Origin of the sequence: Bradyrhizobium sp. USDA 4532 (assembly GCF_024171315.1) — a bacterium.
In the GTDB taxonomy this organism is placed as follows: Bacteria; Pseudomonadota; Alphaproteobacteria; order Rhizobiales; family Xanthobacteraceae; genus Bradyrhizobium; species Bradyrhizobium australafricanum.
Genome location: NZ_JALJZN010000001.1, coordinates 1 through 17,681, shown reverse-complemented (window position 1 = coordinate 17,681; position 17,681 = coordinate 1). Strand labels below are relative to the sequence as shown.

The following is a 17,681-nucleotide window of genomic DNA, read 5'->3' as shown; positions in this document are numbered from 1 at the left end:
TTCGAAGCGAGCAGGCCTTCTTCTGCGGCATGCCGCTTCTAATCGCCCGTCGACCGAACCAAGGATTTCGGATCTTCACGAGTTTCACCATCGCTGGTCGTTCAGGCCACCAAACCAGGCGCCAAAATAGCCGGCATAGAGTGGCGGCATTTCCAGGTTCATTGAGTGGCCGACGCCCGGGACGACGACCAACCGGCAGTTCGGCATCGCCGCCGCCATGGTCCGGAGGTCGGCGGGCGCGATCCAGCCGTCACCTTCGCCCCAGACGACGAGATGTGGATGCCGGATTTCGGGCATCCGCCGCTCGAGCTCGCGGCTTTCCCGCTCGCGTGTCAGATTGACGGGCGTGCCGATCCATATTCCCTCGGAGACGCCAAACGTCTGCTCCAGGATACGCTCGAACAGGGCTGGGATCGCGCCCAACCCCTCGCGGAACACCGGCACCGCATTCGGCGCCATGCTGTCCGGAAGGAACAAGGAAGAAGCAGCCGTCGCCATCATAGCGCGCGTCACCTCGCGGCTCGCCATCATCGCGCGGAACAGCCCGATCTGCTCCGCGTTGAACGCGAGCCCGAGTGGCGTCACGGGATCGAGCGCGAATACCCGGCCAAACCGCTCCGGCCGCATCAGCAACATGCGCGCCGCGATGATGCCGCCGGTGGAATGCGTCGCGAGATGACAGAATGGGATCTGCAGAGCATCCAGCGCCGCCAGCATGTCGAGCGCATGTTGCTGCATCGAGTAGTTGGTATAGCCCGGCGTCGCGGCCGGGCGATCGCTGTCGCCACAACCGCGCCAGTCGATTCCGATGACCCGAAGGCCGCTCGGGAACAAGGGGGCGGCGAGCTCGATCCAGTCCTTGCTGGCGAGATTGCCGTGGACGAAGACGACCGTGGTTTCGCCTTCGCCCCACTCCCGCCAGCCAAGGTCGACCTCTCCGGCACGCACTTTGGGCATTGCTACAGTTTGATCCTCTCGTTGCAACTCAGCCTGCTGGTCACTTATTCAATCCGGCTGTCGGATTCGGTCCGTCCGGCGTCGGCGCAACAGCCATCGCCGACACCACGCCGTTGATAATTCTGTCCGTCTCGAGCGGCGAACTGGTGTCGAGATTGCCGGTCATCACGAAATCGGTCACGTCAGCCGGAAATTCCACCGGATTGTCGGTGTGGATGAAATGACCGGTGTCAGGATAGATTTTCAGGATCGGCCGGTTGTTCGCGCGCGTCATCCGCGTCATGAACGGGGTGATGATGTCGCGACCGAGGTCCTTCAACCCATTAAAGGGCGTTCCGGGAATGAACGGCTCCTTGTCGCCGAAGGCCAGGAAAATGGGCACCTTGATGTCGGTCAGCCGCCGATACAGGTTCTTCGGATCATCCTGCTGCAACTCCGATACCATACCGTAGATGTCGAGAATGTACACGTTGGCCCATTGCTCGAGCTCCTTCGGGTTGCCCTTGATGAGGCCGATACGCTGCTCGGTATGCAACCGCGCATACTCGCTGTCGTTCATGAAGTAGCCACTCTTGCTGCGCCCGACCACGCCGGTAGCGGGATCGCGCTTCTTGAAATAGAAGAAGTCGCGAATGTTCTGCTCCGGCCGCGCGATTTCGTTGGCTAATACCTGGGTCGGCCCCCAGACATCCTTCCACTTGTCGAAGTTACCCGCGAGCGAGGCGTCGAACAGCTTAGCAGTCTTGCCCGGTGCAATCGTTACCTCGCGCGGATATTCCTCGAGGCCCGCGGGCGCCTCGAGAATGAGGCTCTTCACCGCGTCCGGATATGTCAGCGCATAGCCCAGGATCAGTTGGCCGCCCAAGGAATGGCCAAGGTAGGCCGCTTGCTTGACCTTGAGCTGGTTGACGATCACGTCATAGACCACTTCACGCATGTCCTGCATGGTCCGCGCTGGGCTCTTGTCGAGATTGCCCGGGCCCGACATGCCGTAGTGCGGCAGGTCCGGCGCGATCACGCGCAACCCACTGCGCAGGGCGTACTGCATGATATTGCCGTAGTGGCCGGCGAACGCTCCCTTGCCGTGGATGATGACGAGGACCTTCGGATCCTTCTCGCTGCCGTAGTATTCATCCATGTAGCCGATCTGCCAGATCGTTCCTTTGGCGTCCTTAGCATTCGCGTATTTCACCGGATAGGGATAGGTGACGTAGTCCTTCCAGAAGGATTTCTTCGGATCAATGTCGGACGCCACGCCCGGCGTGCGGAAGTTCTTGTCGACGAACTGCTGCGCCTTGTCGAGGCTGGCGACGTCATCCATGAACGCCACGAATTTCGGGTCGTTCTTGTGGCCATTGATGATCGAGAACACGCCGTAATGCGCGACCGGGCTCTCTTCGGCGATCAGGTCGGCGCCCGGGATGTTTTCGACCGCTTTCTCGGCAAGCTTGAAGTTGAGCCACAGGTCGTTCTTGATGTGCATGACCAGAGTGCGCGACTGGATGCGACCGAGGTCATTGTTGATGTTGTGAAGCTCGCCCACGCGGTTGCGCCATACGAGGTCAACAGCGTCATAGAGCTTGGAACGATTGATCACGTTGAGCCCGGCCTTCTCGTTCGGCGGATCCCAATAGAAGATTTCCGGCTGCACCGCGGTGAACGCCTGCGTAGTCCGGTATGAAAGATCGTAACCGGTCAGACCCAATACCGACCAGCCGAACGCCATGCCCATCAGCGGGTGCTTCTCCTTGGGCAGGTTGTAGTAGTCGCCCTTGGTCTGCTGCCAGACCGGATCCGACTCGATCGCCGCCGTCATCAATTGGAATGTCCAGTTGCCGACGGGATCTCCGGCGTCCGATTGTGTCGTGCCGCCGATCGGCATCAGCGCACTGACATATTCCGGATGCATGACGCCCCAGACATAGGTCTGCGTGCCACCCATCGAGACGCCGGCCGCGAGCGCGACCCTGGCGATCTTCAAATGATCGCGAAGCATCCGGTAATTCGCCTGCACCATGTCGTAGTAGGTGTACTGCGGAAACTTGATCCCGAGGCCATCCGATGGCTTGCTTGCGCCCCAGGTCCCGAGCGGATCGACCATCACGACATAATAGCGGTCGGTGTCGATCGGCCGGCCGGGTCCGATGATCGGAACGCCACCCGACAGCGCGGCGCCCTTGACCCACTGCTCATACATGTCGGTGGAGTCGCCCGAGTAATATGAATTGATGACAACGGCATTGGTGATCTCGCCTGCGGCGTTGCGCCGCGGCGTACCGACCGCGATGTAGGCAGTGCGCAGCTTACCGCCACCGAGCGATTCAAGGGTCACGCCACCCTCGCCGCCATTTTCCCACTTGGACGGATTGGCCAGGTCATACTTGCCGCCGAGCTTGAAGTCGGCAATCTCGTAATATTGCTTCAGGCCATCATGCTGGACTTGCGACGAGCGGCGCGTGAACGGTTGGGCAGCCGCAACGGATGCGCTGACGGCAAGCAATAGCAGGCCAATGAAAAGACGCCTCATGGAATGCCTCCCTGACCGATTTTGGGAAGGTTCCGTCGGGACCGCGCGGCCGACGTTGACCTAGGTCAAGGGTGCGGCTGGGCGCGCACCACAATTTGACACCCGAAAGCATTGAGCAAGTGAAGCGAATGCCGTTTCTCTCGCATGGCTCGCACCGCATCCGTTATGAACTAGACGGTGCCACGGACGCGCCGGCCTATGTGCTCGTCAACGGGCTTACTCAATATTCGGAGCTCTGGGCGGCCTATCGGCACACGCTGGTTGGCAAAGGATTTCGTGTCGCCACTTTCGATCTGCTCGGTCAGGGCGCCTCGGCCAAACCAGAACTGTTTATCAGCCAGGATGATCAGGTTGAGGCGCTTCGGCTCCTGATTGATGAACTCGGTGATGGCCCGATATTCCTCAGCGGCATCAGTTTCGGCGCACTGATCGCGCTGCGCTACGCGATCTTGCACAGCAACAGGCTGTCGGGCCTGGTGCCTATGAGTGCCTTCGCAGAAATGTCGCCGCAACTTCTGCTGCTTGGCAATGCGCTGCGCACCGGGCTGATCTTGGGCGGAACCAGCTATTTGCAGGATTTGTTGCTTCCGATGAATCTCTCGGACTCCTGGCTCAAGCCTCTGCTCGGCAATCTCGACGCGGTGAAGCGACAGGGCTGGCTAATCAATGACGTTTATGCGGTGCAAAACTTGATGGAATCCTTCCTCGACTTCCAGCCGCTGACACCACAACTGGCGTCGATCAGGACGCCAACGATGATCCTCAACGGAGAATTTGACTTCCTCACGCCGCGTTCGCTTCACGAAACCCTGCGCACTCACATTGCCGACAGCTCACTAGTCATCATCCCCAACGCTTACCACGCCTTCACCCTCGAGAAGGCCGCACTGACGGCCGACCTGCTCGCACGCTTCGCCGAAGACGTCCTAGCGGGGCGCTGGCAGGGTAAGCAGACGGTATGGATCGCACCCGACGACGCCGGTGGCGAGATGATGCCCTTCCCGGCTGGCTTCGACCACCTGCGTGCGATTCCCGTGCCAAGGGCTACGTCATGAACCAGTTCCTTGGCCCGCTCGATTCCTCCGGTCGCGTACCGCCGCTACAGCAAACTCGGGTGTCATCATTCCTGGTCTCGGTGCATGGCGCGCTTGCACGACAGTTGGCCCTCGCCTTGCCGGGCCAGTTCAAGGCCGGCTGGCAAACCGAATTGAACACACAGTTGCATCGCGAGACGGAGATCGTTTCCCTTCTCCTGCGCGCCACCTCGTGGACGCCTGATGTCATGGCCTTCTACAACACGCTGATCTGGGAACTGGCTTGGGCGCCCAGCCCGGTTTCCAGAGTTGCCGATCGCCGGCTTGCCACGACAGTCGACATTGCAGCCCTCGGGCATGCCGCGCACGGCGCCATCCGGCCCGCCGCCCTGTTGCCGGTCGAGGCGTCGGCAGATGATCCTTTTGTCGTGGCGTTGCGCCGGATCGAATTTGAAAGCAGCCGGCTGATCCAGGCCCAGATCCATTTTCTGAAAGGTGACGATCTCAAGCCCGTCCGCGACGCCGTCAGCGCGGCCGTGAACGATCGGCATCGACAGGTGCGCAAATTGTGGGCGGAGATGCTGGATAGCATTGGGATTAGCCACCGCGCCGACGGCGAATGACGCGGGCCTTGACCCAGATCAACGTAGCCGCTTCGCCAAACGACAGTGTTCACCGGGATATCCCGCCTCGGATCAATTGCCGGAGCCCAATTATGAAGGCCGTATCCGCCGAAGAAGCTGTTGCGATGATTCCGAACAACGCGCGCATCATGGTCGGCGGCTTCATGGGCGTGGGCACGCCGGAGCGCCTGCTGGATGAACTGGTCCGACAGAAGAAATCGGGCCTGTCACTCATCAGCAATGATGCGGCCACTCCCGGCAAGGGTGTCGGCAAGCTGTTCGACGGCACCCAGGTGTCGAGCATGATAGGAACTCATATCGGGCTGAATCCGAAAGCCCAGCAACAGATGCTGGGCAAGCAGATCACGGTCGACCTTATTCCGCAGGGCACCTTTGTCGAGCGGATCCGCGCCGGCGGATGCGGTCTTGGCGGCGTCCTGACGCCCACCGGCGTCGGCACGCTTGTCGAGGAAGGCAAGCAGAAGATCGAAGTCGACGGCAAACCATATCTGCTGGAGACCGCGCTGCGCGCCGATTTCGCGCTCGTCCACGCCTTCCTGGCCGACTACGCCGGCAACCTGTCCTATGCCCTCACCGCGCGAAATTTCAATCCAGTGATGGCGATGGCGGCCGACACGGTGATCGTGACCGCCGAACATATTGTTCCGGTCGGCGTGATTGCTCCGGATCACGTAATCACGCCGGGACCGCTGGTCGACTATCTCGTTGCGAACGGGTGAGCCATGGATGCACAGACCATCATTGCGCGTCGCGTAGCGAAAGAACTGCGGCCGGGTAACCTCGTCAATCTCGGCATCGGAATTCCGACCCTGGTTGCGAACTACGTTCCTGCAGGGCTCAACGTGTACTTCCAGTCCGAGAACGGCCTGATCGGCACGGGCCCAATTCCCGAGCAGGGCATGGCTCATCCGCTGCTGACCGATGCCGGCGGCAAGCCGATCAGCGCCTTGCCGGGCGCGGCGACCTTCGATAGCGCCATGTCGTTCGGCCTGATCCGTGGCGGTCATGTCGACATCACGGTGCTCGGCGGCCTGCAGGTCGACGCCACGGGGCATCTGGCTAACTGGATGATCCCGGGCAAAATGGTGCCGGGCATGGGCGGAGCCATGGACCTCGTCAGCGGTGCCAAGCGGGTCATCGTCGCCATGCAACATGCGGCAAAAGGAAAGTCGAAGATCGTGGCCAGATGTAACCTGCCGCTGACGTCAGCGCGACCTGTCGACCTTGTCGTGACAGATATGGCGGTCATCGCCTTCCCCGGCGGCAAGGCGACCCTGCTGGAAACGGCGCCGGGCCTGACGGTTGCCGAGGTGCTGGCAGTGACGGAAGCCGAACTCGTGCTTCCCGACACCGTTCCCGAAATGACGTTCTGACCAAAGCGAGTCGATGCCATGAGGATCTTCAACGGGTTCAACGAACTCAAGTCGGCGGTCGGCACCGAAGTCGGTGTCAGCGACTGGATCGAGATCACCCAGGAACGCATCAACAAATTCGCCGACGCGACCTGCGACGAGCAGTGGATTCACGTCGATCAGGAACGCGCGAAGGCCGAAATGCCCGGAGGTAAGACCATCGCCCACGGCCTCTTGTCGCTGAGCCTGACGCCGATGTTCATCCGCTCGGTGATGGGCCTGAAGGGGTTGAAGAACACGCTCAACTATGGCGCGGACCGGATCCGCTACCTGGCACCGGTGCCCGCCGGATCAAAGTTGCGCGGTCGCGTCGGCATCGCGGAAGCCGAAGACGTGCCGCCGAATGGGCTGAGAGTGCACTACCGCGTTGTGATCGAGATGGAGGGCGGTGCCCGCCCTGCCTGCGTAGCGGAGGTCATCGGCCTGCACTACAGCTGACCCCGAGCTTACGTGCGTCAATCGATGATATGGTAGCCTCCATCGACGTAGAGCACGTCTCCCGTGATCAGCTTTGCGCCGTCGAGGGCGAGGAACGCCGTGGCCTTGCCGACGTCGTCGATGCTGACGAGGCTGCGCGTCGGTGCCTGCGACTGCGCCTTGTCCATCAATTCGTCGAATTCGGGAATGCCGGATGCTGCGCGCGTGGCAAGTGGTCCTGGCGAGATGGCGTGGACCCGAATGCCTTTCGGCCCAAGCTCGGCCGCGATGTAGCGCACGGCTGCCTCAAGCGCCGCCTTCGCGACGCCCATCACATTGTAGTTCTTCACCACCATCTGGCTGCCGTAATAGGTCATGGTGAACATCGTACCGCCGTTCTTCATCAGCGGTTCGGCGAGATGGGCCATGCGCATGAACGACCAACAGGACACGTCCATGGTCTTCTGGAAGCCGGCGCGATCCACATCGACCACACGGCCATGCAAGGCGTCCTTCGGTGAGAACGCGATCGAGTGAAGCAGGAAGTCGAGCTGACCCCACTCCTTCTGGATCCGCTCGAACACTTTCTCGGTCTCGCCCTCGACCATCACGTCAAGCGGCATGAAGATCGGCGATTCCAGCGCCTTGGCCAGCGGTTCGACGTGCTTCTTGGCCTTTTCGTTCAGGTAGGTGACGGCGAGTTCGGCGCCGAGCGCCCGAAACGCCTTGGCACAGCCCCAGGCGATCGATTGGTCATTGGCGATGCCGACGATCAATCCCTTCTTGCCCTTCAGCGCGACACTGGTCTCAGGATAAACCGGGATGGTCATGACACTCTCTCGCGTTTAGGATTGGGCGATGGCTGGTTCATGAGCAGCGTCAGCGTATGCTGCGCGATCATCAGTTCCTCATCGGTCGGCACGACGAATACGGGGATTCGGCTTTCGGGTCCGGAGATCCTGGTCGCGTGCCGCGCATTCTCGGCGGGATCCAGCGCGATCCCAAGCCAGGACAGCCTCTCGGCAATGCGAGCACGGATCGAAACGGAGTTCTCACCGATCCCCGCGGTGAAGACGAAGCCGTCGAGCCCCTCCAACGCGGCTGCCAGCATGCCGGCGTTAAGGCCAACACGGTAGACGAAATAATCGATCGCAAATGCAGCTTGCGGGTCTCCGCTTGTCTCGAGCTCGCGCATGTCGTTGCTGACGCCGGACAGTCCCTTTAAGCCGCAGTCGCGGTAGAGAAAATCCTGCACCTTGGAGGCCGACATTCCCTTCTCGGTGAGCAGGTGCAGGACGACACCGGGATCGATCTGGCCGGGCCGCGTTCCCATCGCGAGGCCGTCGAGCGCCGTAAATCCCATCGTGCTCTCGACGCTCCGGCCTGCCCGCATCGCACACATCGAGGCGCCACTGCCGAGATGGGCCACGATCACACGTCCAACCGCGACCTCCGGCGCCACCTGCGGCAGCCGCTTGGCCACATATTCGTATGACAGGCCATGGAAGCCGTAGCGCCTGACGCCTTCGGCGTACAGCTGGTGCGGAATGGCATAATGATCCGCCAGCGGGTCATGATCACGGTGGAACGCCGTATCGAAGCAGGCCACCTGCGGCAGGGCCGGAAAATTGGTCAGCAGGGATTTGATGGGCGCCAGATTGTGCGGCTGGTGCAGCGGGGCCAGCTGCGCGTAGCGTTCCAGCCGCGACACGACCACAGGATCGATCAGCACCGGGTGCGCGTAATCCGGGCCGCCGTGAACAACCCGATGGCCTACGGCCACAGGGTTGATGTTGAGTTCCTCCCTCAGCCAGGCTCCCGCGACGGACATGGCGGCAGGAACGTCGGCAACCGCTTCGATCGGATAGGCGCGGTCGGCCAGCGGTTCGCCACTTGAGCCGCTGGCGCGCATTCGCGGCCGGCTGCCGATGCCGTCCATCTGGCCCTTCAGCTGCCGCCGCAGCCGGCCCTCGCCTTCCACCGCGAAGACCTGGAATTTCACGCTTGAGGAGCCGGCATTGACGACGAGGATCGTATCCATGGCAGTCACGCGGCGGCGATCGGAGCACGGCGACGCCGGGCATCCGCGTAAAGGCATGCAACCGCGGCTGACGCCATCCGTGACCGCGCCGAATCGGCACGCGACGTCAGCACCACCGGCACCCGCGCGCCGAGCACGATGCCGGCGCCATCGGCCTTGGCAAAATAGGCCAGATTCTTCGCCAGCATGTTGCCGGACTCGAGGTCGGGCACGACCAGGATTTGCGCCCGGCCGGCGACCTCCGACCTGATCCCCTTGATCCGCGCCGCTTCCAGGTCGATCGCATTGTCAAAGGCCAGCGGACCATCGAGCAGCGCGCCGGTGATCTGTTTGCGGTCCGCCATTTTGCAGAGCGCGGCCGCTTCGATGGTCGATGGAATCTTTGACGTGACGGTCTCGACCGCCGACAGGATCGCCACCCGCGGTGTCGTGCCGAAACCGGCCTCATTGTAGAGATCGACGGCATTCTGGATGATATCGCGCTTGGCGTCGAGGTCCGGGAAGATGTTGATGGCGGCATCGGTGACGAACACCGTTTCGGCGTAGGCCGGCACGTCCATCACGAACACGTGGCTGATGCGCCGGTCGGTGCGCAGCCCACCGACCTTTGCCGTCACGCTGCGCATCAGCTCATCGGTGTGGAGGCTGCCCTTCATCAGGACTTCGCCTCGCCCCTCATGAATCAACTCGACGCCCCTGGCCGCGGCAGCAGCCTCAGTTGGCGGCGTATCAACGATCTCATAGCCCGCAATATCAATATTGTGCTTTGTCGCGGTATCCCGGATTCGCGCGGCCGGACCGACCAGAACCGCCTTGATGATTCCTGCCTCGGCGGAGTCGATCGCCCCTCGCAGCGAGCTTTCATCGCAGGGATGCACCACGATCGTGGAGACCGAGGGAACGCCCTTCGCGGCGACGATGAGGCGATCATATTTCGATCCCGGCTGGGTTTCGTTCGGTCCGGCTGGCATGACACCCATCGCTCCGCTCTGAATTGCTATGATGCCCGGGCTTTCGGATCGAAAGGGACGGTGTTGTCGTAACCGTCGAGCCCGAACAGCCCGGCGACGTGCTTCAATCGCCTGGCCACCTCGCCGGATATTTCCGCGCTCGCCGACAGCACGTCCTGAATGGCGGCAAACGCCCTGCGGCGCTCGTCCATGTTGTCCGGCAAAAGCTTTGGAATGGCCGCAAGCGCGGATTCCCGATCAAGCAGCAGCATGAAGAACTGCTCGCGGACCAACATCTTGAACTCCGCGAGCGTCACGCGCGCAGCCTCATCGGCCTGGCGAAGCCGCCGCAGCGCCTCGAGGCTGCGCTCGTCCACCATGCCCCGGGCCGATCCGACGTAAAGCAAGGCCCGAATGCCGGCCTCTCGCATACCACCGGAGCCGATCCTGGAAGTCAGCTCCGCTACGCGAGCTTGCAAGAGCTCGCGGTGCTTTGGATCCATGTCGCGGCGTTGGGAGGGTGTCGACTGCGGATCGACCCCGACCGCGGCCTGCAGCGCCGGCGAGCCGTAAACGGCAAGGAACATCGCCTCGCTCAGCGCCTCCTGCGAGTCACGCCACTGATCGAGCGAACTGACGATCTGCTGCGATACCCGCTCCTGGAACGCCAGGAACGGATTGTCCTTGGCGACGGGTTTGCGGTCGTCGCGCGCTTTCTCCGCGGCGCTCTCCACCATCTTCATCCAGGGGTTCTCGCTGCTGAACGCCTCGTATTGCAGGCGGAGCGGATGCCAGTTGCGCATCATCTCCGCCATCTGTGGCGTCACCATCGATTTGACCCAGGGCTGCACGTATTTCTGATAGGCAGCGAGATTCATTTCCGAGACACGCTTGGCAGTCTCGAAACGCCGCTCATCCTCCGGCGAGTTCCCGCCCATCGCCCGGATGTCGTCGAGTGTGCGGGCCTCGCAGCGCATCACCCACTGCCCGACCGCAAGCTCATCATTGAGCGTGTCGGATCCCCTCGCCTCGAACGTCGCTTCGTAAAGGCCGGGCGGCAGCACGTCGATCAGGTCGATGTTGCTCGAGAACTCCGCGTGCTCCTTCTTGGCCACGCCACCGGAAACGAAGATGCCGAGATGGCCGACCGTCTCATGCACGGTATAGACGATGGTCTGCCCATGTGCCCTGATCTCGTCGACATCAGCATAAAGGTCCAGAATCCAGTGCAGCGCCTGTTGCGGAGGCGTGATGTTGTCCCCTTTCGAGCAGAACACCACGATCGGCGAACGAATCTTGCGCAGATCGACCGTGGTCCCGTCGGACATCTTGACCCGGCCGGCACCCAGGTTGTTGCCGATGAAGAGTTCATCGACGATGAACTGGATCTCCTCGGCATTGAGGTTGACGTGCCCGCCCCACCAGCGCTCGAATTCGAGATAGCGGTCGGCCTCGGTGTCGACCTTGGAGTAGACGTTGTACTGCTTGGTCCAGAGCGTGTTCGACGGATTCTGATTCTCGAAGTTCTGCACCAGCCAGGCACCGTCAAACTTGCCGGCGCCGAGGTCGCTGGAAAGCGCGGTCAGCCAGCTTCCGCCGAGCAGTCCGCCGGAGTAGCGCATCGGGTATTTGCCGTGTACGCCAGCCCAATAAGCGAGCGGCGCGCCCGCCACGATCACCGGACCGAACAGTTCCGGCCGTAACGAGGCGAGGATCATGATCGCCCAGCCGGCCTGGCAGTTCCCGATCACACATGGTTTCCCATCAGCCTCGGGATGCCGCTCGATGACCTTTTCGATGAAGATTGCTTCAGCGTGGGCAATGCGCTCGATGGTCTGGCCCGGCATTGGCTCGGGCAGGAAGCCGATGAAATAGCAGGGATGCCCCGCCTTCATCGCGACGCCGATCTCACTATCGGCTTTGAAGCCGCCGATCCCCGGTCCATGGCCCGCACGCGGGTCGACGACAACGAATGGCCGCCGCTTGAGGTCGATTTCCACACCCTTGGGCGGGATGATGCGCACCAACGCATAGTTGACCGGCTGCTCGAGCGTGCGACCGTCCAGGATGAGCTCGGCTGCATAGCTCAGGACGTGGGGCGCCGTCTGGGCAACATGCTCGCGATACTGATCGCCGCGCTGCCGCAGTATGTCCAGCAGCAGTACGCTACGCTGCCCGGCATCCACCATATATTCCACGGCCTTGGCGACGACCCCTGACATCGGGCCGCCCGGGAGTTGCAGATTGTCCAGCGACATCGTTTCGGTCCTTCCGCCGACAGTCCGATTGAAAGCGTCACGCGCACCGGATCGTTGATTTAGGTCAAGCCACGAGCCCCAGCCGTACGTCTTTCTTGCGCCGGGAGGATAGGCTGATGCCCGTGCCTGAGAATTATGCAGCGAGCGAACGCCTGCGCGATGGCCGGAGCGTCGAGATCCGCATGTTACGAGCGGACGACCAGGACGACATGTTGGCCGCCGTTGGCCGCACGAGTAGCCAGTCGCTGCAACGTCGCTTCTTCGGCCCCAAGCGAAGCTTCTCAAAGAAGGAGGTCGATTTCTTCATGAACATCGATTTCGCCAATCACGTCGCCTTGATCGCGCTTGCCGACGAGGACGAACACGAGGTGATCATCGGCGGCGGTCGCTACGTCGTCATGGATCCCGGAATGGCCGAGATCGCCTTCGTGACCATCGACGACTATCAGGGACAGGGCGTCGGCACCTTGCTCATGCACCACCTCCTCATCCTGGCGCGCACGGCTGGGCTCGAGCAGCTCGTCGCCGAAGTCCTGCCAGAGAACACGGCGATGCGAAGGGTTTTCGCCAAATTTGGCTTTCAAGTCCGACGCGGAAGGGATCCCCAGGTCATTTGTTTGGCGCTACCGCTGTAAGCGCGAGGCTCTTCGCCGAGGGTTGTAAGCCGACGATGCCGCCCGCAAACTGCTCAGTGACCCCGAAGGAACTTGCCATGAGGAAAGCGCCTACAGACGATCGAGCCAAGAGCAGCCCCCCGATCGTCCGCCGCACCGAAACACGCGACACATTGGAAACAAATGCCATTCAACCGAGCATCGAGATCTGGGACTGTGCGACCTTCAACTTGACTGACTGGCTCCGCGAGAACGGCACTTGGCAACCCCTTCTCAAGAAGCCGCGAGTCTAGCCCTTGCGTGCCATCAGTTCTTGTCATTCCGTGCCGGACATTTGGACGCGAATGCATCCGGGTTTCCTGCACGAATAAGGCCGCCAACTGAGGCGGCCGTGCTGTTTAACTCAAAAAGTTGGGCGCGCGTGCTGGGGCGACTACCGGCCCGGGCGGCGGCGCATGTGCGCCAAGTGCCTTACGGCAAGAACATCGCGATGCCGATGATGACGAGCGGGCTTAGTCCAAAGAGTACAGTACAAAAGCTACTAAGGAGATCACTGCCCATGACCGCAACTCCTGCGTTGCGGTTGGGACTCTACATCCGATCGAACGCGGTTGCATAGTGCAATCACCGCCACCTCAATTGGAGAAACAAACTTGTCTGGATCAAACGCGCATGCGCGAAATGAGCGCGAATTGCAACACAGGAATTTATACACCCACAACACTGAATAGGCTTCTCGATATCTCTAATGAGAGCATCGGCCTAGGCTTGGTTGCCACAGGGCTAAAACCCAAACTAGGTCGCTCCAAAAAATCAAAGCGGACCACTGTGGATGGAAACAGGCCAGCACGTTCAAAGCTGGGGTTGCCGGTTGGTTCGGCAATCCAGCCCCGATCCGCTGGCTAGTTTAGGGCCAGCGAATCCGCGCTTGGAGCAGCCGACCGTGGGCGCGGTCTTCGGCGCGGCAGCGCGCCAGTGTTCGGCAGCACGCCTCCGGACGCGGCCCAACCACCATACGACCGAAACTTGAGGCCGAGCCGGGAATAGTAGACACGCAGATATCCGTCGCGCGGCCTTGAGGGCATCTCCCTTGAGGTTCTTGTTCTGCTTCATCCAGCGATCCGCGTGCACCACTTCCAGCGGATAGGTCGATGCCATCAGCACATTCGACATTAGCGTATCGGGATACAATGCAATGGGCGCTACCAGCGCCTCGAGCTCAGCCGGCTTTAGCGCCGGCTGCTCGGGAACCGGCGCGGGTGCATTGCTCGGCGTTTGCGGCCCCTGGTCGTTTGTCTGTGCTCGCGCAGGAAGGCCGACATGCAATAATCCGAGGAAGGCGCATATCCAGCATATTGTTCTGATGATCCGCATGTCGCGCGTCCCTCCTCATAACAACGGCGAACCAGCAACAGCATCCAGTGTCCCTGTCACGCGTTCTTGACTTAGATTAACGTGGCTGCCTGCCGCGCGTATTCCCGAAGGGAACGGAGCGACGATCCGTTCCTCCACCCGCCTAGCGGCTCAGTTCATCCGCTCATAAGCGTCGGCAAGAAAATGGTCGAAGCTCTCGATCCGAATGAGACCGAGGCGCGGATACTCCATGTCCGTGACGATGTAGAGCGCGACCGTCAGGGTTCCTGCAAATATCACCATATGTATCCAACTGCGCCCCGCGTTCGCCGCCATGCCGAAACCAGCGAGCAGTGAGCAACCGAGACCAAGCCCGAACAGCATGAAGTAGACGATCTGCGGCGGATGCTTTTCGGCCGCACCAGCGCGCTGAAGCGCCACCTCGAAGAGGCTGTTCAGCGCCGGGAGCGACAACGCGCATGCAGGCCGGTAGTTTGGCTGCGGGCAGGCCACCACCGCCGAACCCCACAACCGGTTCTTGAGGTCTCGTACTTTCTTTTCCTGTTGGTCTGAAAACTCTTCCGCTCGCTGCAGCACAAGAAAGTCATGCGGCATACGATACAGCTCGATCCGAGCGCCAACGTACTCCTTGAGGCTACCCTGGAGCCTGCGTCCATCGTCCCCGGCAAATAGGCTCAGCCTGTCGTACGCCGTGGCGGCCGTCGTCGCTTCCTGAATGACCAACTGACGGCGATCATCGAAGCGCTGCAATGCACCCGAGATCGTGAATGCCAGTAGGAGGCCCATCAAGCCGAAGATTGCACCTTCAACAGTCGCCAACCCTCCGGTTCCCTCGCTCCGTTCACGATAGCGCCTGCCCAGATGCTGCCCCCAACGGAGCAAGATGAGCGAGCCGACAAAAAACAGGGCGGCGATGGCTATGGCAAACAACATGAAGATCATCGCCGATCTCCAAGGGATGATCCTGAGCGCGACAGTGTGGCTGCACATCGTGCAAGCATTTTGACGAGTGCAATCGCCTCAACTCTCAAAGGAAATTGGCGGCAATCCCGGAAACAATGCCGACGACCCGCGACCGGCATGATGCCGGAGCCGACTTTACAACACCTCCTTGCCGAACATGCAGCGGCTGCGATCCCACGGTACGACCCGACCTCGTGTGCTCGTGTGGACGAAGGCGCGCACCGGATCCGCAGGCGAAGACGGCGCGTTACGGCGAGACCTGTAGCGCGTTGAACTCAGTGAACCAGCCCGGCTCGCCTACCCCTCAACTGAGCCGATCCAATTGTCGATGAATTATACGGAGATGCCGGTCACCGACCGCGCAACCTCGACCACCCGGTGATCATGATCTGAACCCCGATACACAGAAGCAGAAATGCGGAGAGCTTCGTGACCACGCTCGTTCCTTCTTCCCCGAACAGCCGGGCCATCGCGCTCGACCTTCGATAACGTGATATATCGTCGCGGTCCCGGACCGCGGTATCACCGTGAGGGCAATAATAGGCTACTCCGAGCGTGTGGTTCACCGTGGCAGACACCGCAGCTTCTGCAATCGTCCTTTCAAAAAAGCGAATTCGTTCAATGGGGTTGACAGGACACCCCTTGCGCCAGATCTAAGGCGGCGCACGCTCGGTCCCGGGCCTCGCTGACGTCCGGTTCTCGCCTTTTCGCGCGCCCTGGTACGCTGCACTAACCCGTCGGGGAACCGTCTGTTGGATACCCGCCTCCATTGAGTTTATCGAGCCGGACCGCCGTCAGTTCGCGGAGCCCGTCTGCACCGCGATCCTGTTCTGCGCGATGATGGCTTCGGCCCGCGCGAGATTTTCCAGTAGGCGCTGGCTGGTCAAGACAAGGAAGTAATAGCCGAACTGCGGGTTCTGGAAGTAGATCTCGAGCAGCTTTTCATAGGTGATGGTTAGAACGTGGCCGTCCTCGATACATTCGATCGTCGCGGTCCGGCGGTTGTCAGGCGTGAGGAAGCCGAGTTCGCCCATCAGGCGGCCCGGCGGAACATCGACGTTGATTTCGACGACCCGGAATCTGCCGGTAACTGTCAGCAGCATTTCGTTGGCTGCGTCACCTTTCTCCATCAAGATATCACCCTTGCGATACTTGCGCTGGGTCATGAACGGCTTGAGCCACTCCATCGACATGTCGCCCTGTGTTGCGGCGCGCGCCTTCTTCACGAGAGCGAGCATTTGACGAAGGCGGTAGGCGTTGATGGGAACCATCAGGAGATAAAGAAGAAATGTCGTGACGGCTCCAGTGAGCGCACCGAAGATGGCGAAGAATACGCAACCGATCATGTTAGCGACCCGGAGCGGCACCATGGTCTGCGTCAGCAGGGTGGCGACAAAGAAGATCGCGCCGACCAGGGCGAACATGTTTGCCAGGGTGATGTTGTGCAGAAAGATTTCCAGCAGCCGGCTGAAGATGGCGTCCCAGGTCACGTTGTTGGGATCGAGCCCCATCTGAACCAGAATCTTTGCGAACCTGAGGTTATCGGTTGCTGCATCTAGAATGCGGTCCAGCATGCTGGACACGTCTGCGCTAAGCATCATTTGGTTTCGCCAATGTGTGAGCCAATACCGGCAGCGGCTATTCCGGATGAAACCATTGCGCTCGTCAACTCAAACGAAAGACTCGGCGCGAGCGAGATAGAGTACAAATAGGAATCCGGCGACCGTCGGCAGCACCACCAGCAAGCCTCTTGCCAGCGCCACCCGAATTATCGCATGCGTCACCAGCGCGAGGACGGTGCGACCCACCAGCGCTTGGGCAAAGACCGCTTCCAGCGCATCGGTGCCGCCAATGAAGCCTTTGCCGATCGCCGCAGCTACAATGCTGGCGAGGACGGAAAAGCGCTTTGCGCGCCTCACGAACGGCTTCTCAAAGAATCTGGATCACCACGCAGCAGTCGTGAGCCTGTACGTGGCTCACTACAATCTGTGGCCGGTGCATGAGGCGGTGCGCACCACGCCAGCAGTGGCGCTTGGCGTTCGCCAAGCTCCCGAGGTGTATCGCGATCGTCCGGCGTGGAGTTCATCACCGACGTTGTATCGTGGGTTTATGGTGCGCCGAGGATCGAAAGGGTTCTTCCAGCGAGTGGCATTCCGGTGCACTACGAGGCGACAGACCAAACCGGCCTATTACCCCGCACGAGGCAAAGTCATGATGCCGGCCTATTCCGCATTCGATTCGGACGACGACTTTGTCTCGACGTTGGCCACGAACCGATCCACGCCACTGGGCGCCAGTTACGATTGAACCACAAGTTCAACGCGAAGGTGTTCAGCAATGCCAAGGCGGCCGAGGAATGCGTCGCCGAACTCGGTAGTGCGTTCATAGCGGCTCACTTCGGTTACAGCTATATCGAAGCCCAGTCCCCAGCTTGCAGCAAGGCTGGCTCGAAGTCCTCAAGGGCGACAACCGGGCTATCTTCAGCCTTGC

General features: G+C 61.0%; 17 protein-coding genes and 1 pseudogene. 7 read left to right on the top strand and 11 right to left on the bottom strand.

What is annotated here, in order from left to right; all coding sequences use genetic code 11:
* Positions 1 to 84 precede the first annotated feature (84 nt).
* Entirely contained in the window at positions 85 to 957 is an 873-nt protein-coding gene (locus J2R76_RS00090; RefSeq protein WP_253623533.1) for an alpha/beta fold hydrolase, read from the bottom strand.
* A 40-nt stretch (positions 958 to 997) separates the two neighbouring features.
* Positions 998 to 3,484 (bottom strand): alpha/beta hydrolase, encoded by a 2,487-nt coding sequence (locus tag J2R76_RS00085; RefSeq protein WP_141342266.1) that lies wholly within the window; start codon positions 3,482 to 3,484, stop codon positions 998 to 1,000.
* A 128-nt stretch (positions 3,485 to 3,612) separates the two neighbouring features.
* Here J2R76_RS00085 and J2R76_RS00080 point away from each other — a divergent pair, with 128 nt between their 5' ends.
* From J2R76_RS00080 to J2R76_RS00060, 5 genes are all read left to right on the top strand, one after another.
* On the top strand, positions 3,613 to 4,539 hold the full coding sequence (locus tag J2R76_RS00080) for an alpha/beta fold hydrolase (protein WP_253623532.1): 927 nt from the start codon (positions 3,613 to 3,615) through the stop codon (positions 4,537 to 4,539).
* Complete coding sequence (locus tag J2R76_RS00075) at positions 4,536 to 5,141, top strand: hypothetical protein (protein WP_253623531.1); 606 nt, start codon at positions 4,536 to 4,538, stop codon at positions 5,139 to 5,141. Before J2R76_RS00080 ends, J2R76_RS00075 begins: the two co-directional genes overlap by 4 nt.
* Before the next feature lie 92 nt (positions 5,142 to 5,233).
* A complete protein-coding gene (locus J2R76_RS00070) occupies positions 5,234 to 5,881 on the top strand; it encodes a CoA transferase subunit A (protein WP_076825998.1) in 648 nt (215 codons plus the stop codon).
* A gap of 3 nt (positions 5,882 to 5,884) precedes the next feature.
* Positions 5,885 to 6,535, top strand: a complete 651-nt coding sequence (locus J2R76_RS00065) for a 3-oxoacid CoA-transferase subunit B (RefSeq protein WP_253623530.1) — start codon at positions 5,885 to 5,887, stop codon at positions 6,533 to 6,535.
* A gap of 18 nt (positions 6,536 to 6,553) precedes the next feature.
* Positions 6,554 to 7,012 carry a MaoC family dehydratase gene (locus tag J2R76_RS00060; RefSeq protein ID WP_253623529.1) on the top strand — a complete coding sequence of 153 codons (459 nt, stop codon included), beginning with the start codon at positions 6,554 to 6,556 and terminating at the stop codon, positions 7,010 to 7,012.
* 17 nt (positions 7,013 to 7,029) lie between these two features.
* On the opposite strand, the gene fabI is transcribed toward J2R76_RS00060, so the two are convergent.
* Genes fabI through J2R76_RS00040 form a run of 4 tightly spaced genes read right to left on the bottom strand, consistent with a single transcriptional unit; the run spans position 7,030 to position 12,240 of the window.
* Positions 7,030 to 7,821: an enoyl-ACP reductase FabI gene (gene fabI, locus J2R76_RS00055; protein WP_076826002.1), complete on the bottom strand. Its 792-nt coding sequence runs from the start codon at positions 7,819 to 7,821 to the stop codon at positions 7,030 to 7,032.
* Positions 7,818 to 9,032 carry an acetate/propionate family kinase gene (locus tag J2R76_RS00050; protein ID WP_076826004.1) on the bottom strand — a complete coding sequence of 405 codons (1,215 nt, stop codon included), beginning with the start codon at positions 9,030 to 9,032 and terminating at the stop codon, positions 7,818 to 7,820. Before J2R76_RS00050 ends, fabI begins: the two co-directional genes overlap by 4 nt.
* Before the next feature lie 5 nt (positions 9,033 to 9,037).
* Positions 9,038 to 10,012, bottom strand: coding sequence for a phosphate acetyltransferase (locus tag J2R76_RS00045; protein ID WP_375166465.1), 975 nt, complete (start codon positions 10,010 to 10,012; stop codon positions 9,038 to 9,040).
* 17 nt (positions 10,013 to 10,029) lie between these two features.
* The gene (locus tag J2R76_RS00040; protein WP_253623528.1) at positions 10,030 to 12,240 is read right to left on the bottom strand and encodes a DUF3141 domain-containing protein; all 2,211 of its coding nucleotides are present in this window, start codon (positions 12,238 to 12,240) and stop codon (positions 10,030 to 10,032) included.
* 116 nt (positions 12,241 to 12,356) lie between these two features.
* Here J2R76_RS00040 and J2R76_RS00035 point away from each other — a divergent pair, with 116 nt between their 5' ends.
* Complete coding sequence (locus J2R76_RS00035) at positions 12,357 to 12,875, top strand: GNAT family N-acetyltransferase (protein ID WP_076826007.1); 519 nt, start codon at positions 12,357 to 12,359, stop codon at positions 12,873 to 12,875.
* Between the two features lie 1,053 nt (positions 12,876 to 13,928).
* On the opposite strand, the pseudogene J2R76_RS00030 reads toward J2R76_RS00035, so the two are convergent.
* The 5 genes and pseudogenes from J2R76_RS00030 to J2R76_RS00010 all read right to left on the bottom strand — a co-directional run.
* Positions 13,929 to 14,228: pseudogene (locus J2R76_RS00030) on the bottom strand (DUF3300 domain-containing protein); the annotation flags it as partial.
* Between the two features lie 150 nt (positions 14,229 to 14,378).
* Positions 14,379 to 15,170, bottom strand: a complete 792-nt coding sequence (locus J2R76_RS00025; RefSeq protein ID WP_253623527.1) for a hypothetical protein — start codon at positions 15,168 to 15,170, stop codon at positions 14,379 to 14,381.
* 371 nt (positions 15,171 to 15,541) lie between these two features.
* On the bottom strand, positions 15,542 to 15,661 hold the full coding sequence (locus J2R76_RS40890; protein ID WP_253623526.1) for a MarC family protein: 120 nt from the start codon (positions 15,659 to 15,661) through the stop codon (positions 15,542 to 15,544).
* 324 nt (positions 15,662 to 15,985) lie between these two features.
* Positions 15,986 to 16,792: a Crp/Fnr family transcriptional regulator gene (locus tag J2R76_RS00015; RefSeq protein WP_141342264.1), complete on the bottom strand. Its 807-nt coding sequence runs from the start codon at positions 16,790 to 16,792 to the stop codon at positions 15,986 to 15,988.
* A gap of 69 nt (positions 16,793 to 16,861) precedes the next feature.
* The gene (locus J2R76_RS00010) at positions 16,862 to 17,110 is read right to left on the bottom strand and encodes a hypothetical protein (protein ID WP_253623525.1); all 249 of its coding nucleotides are present in this window, start codon (positions 17,108 to 17,110) and stop codon (positions 16,862 to 16,864) included.
* A 384-nt stretch (positions 17,111 to 17,494) separates the two neighbouring features.
* Between J2R76_RS00010 and J2R76_RS00005 the strand changes: the two genes are divergently transcribed.
* A partial coding sequence (locus J2R76_RS00005; protein ID WP_253623524.1) for a hypothetical protein occupies positions 17,495 to 17,681 on the top strand: 187 nt, incomplete at its 3' end.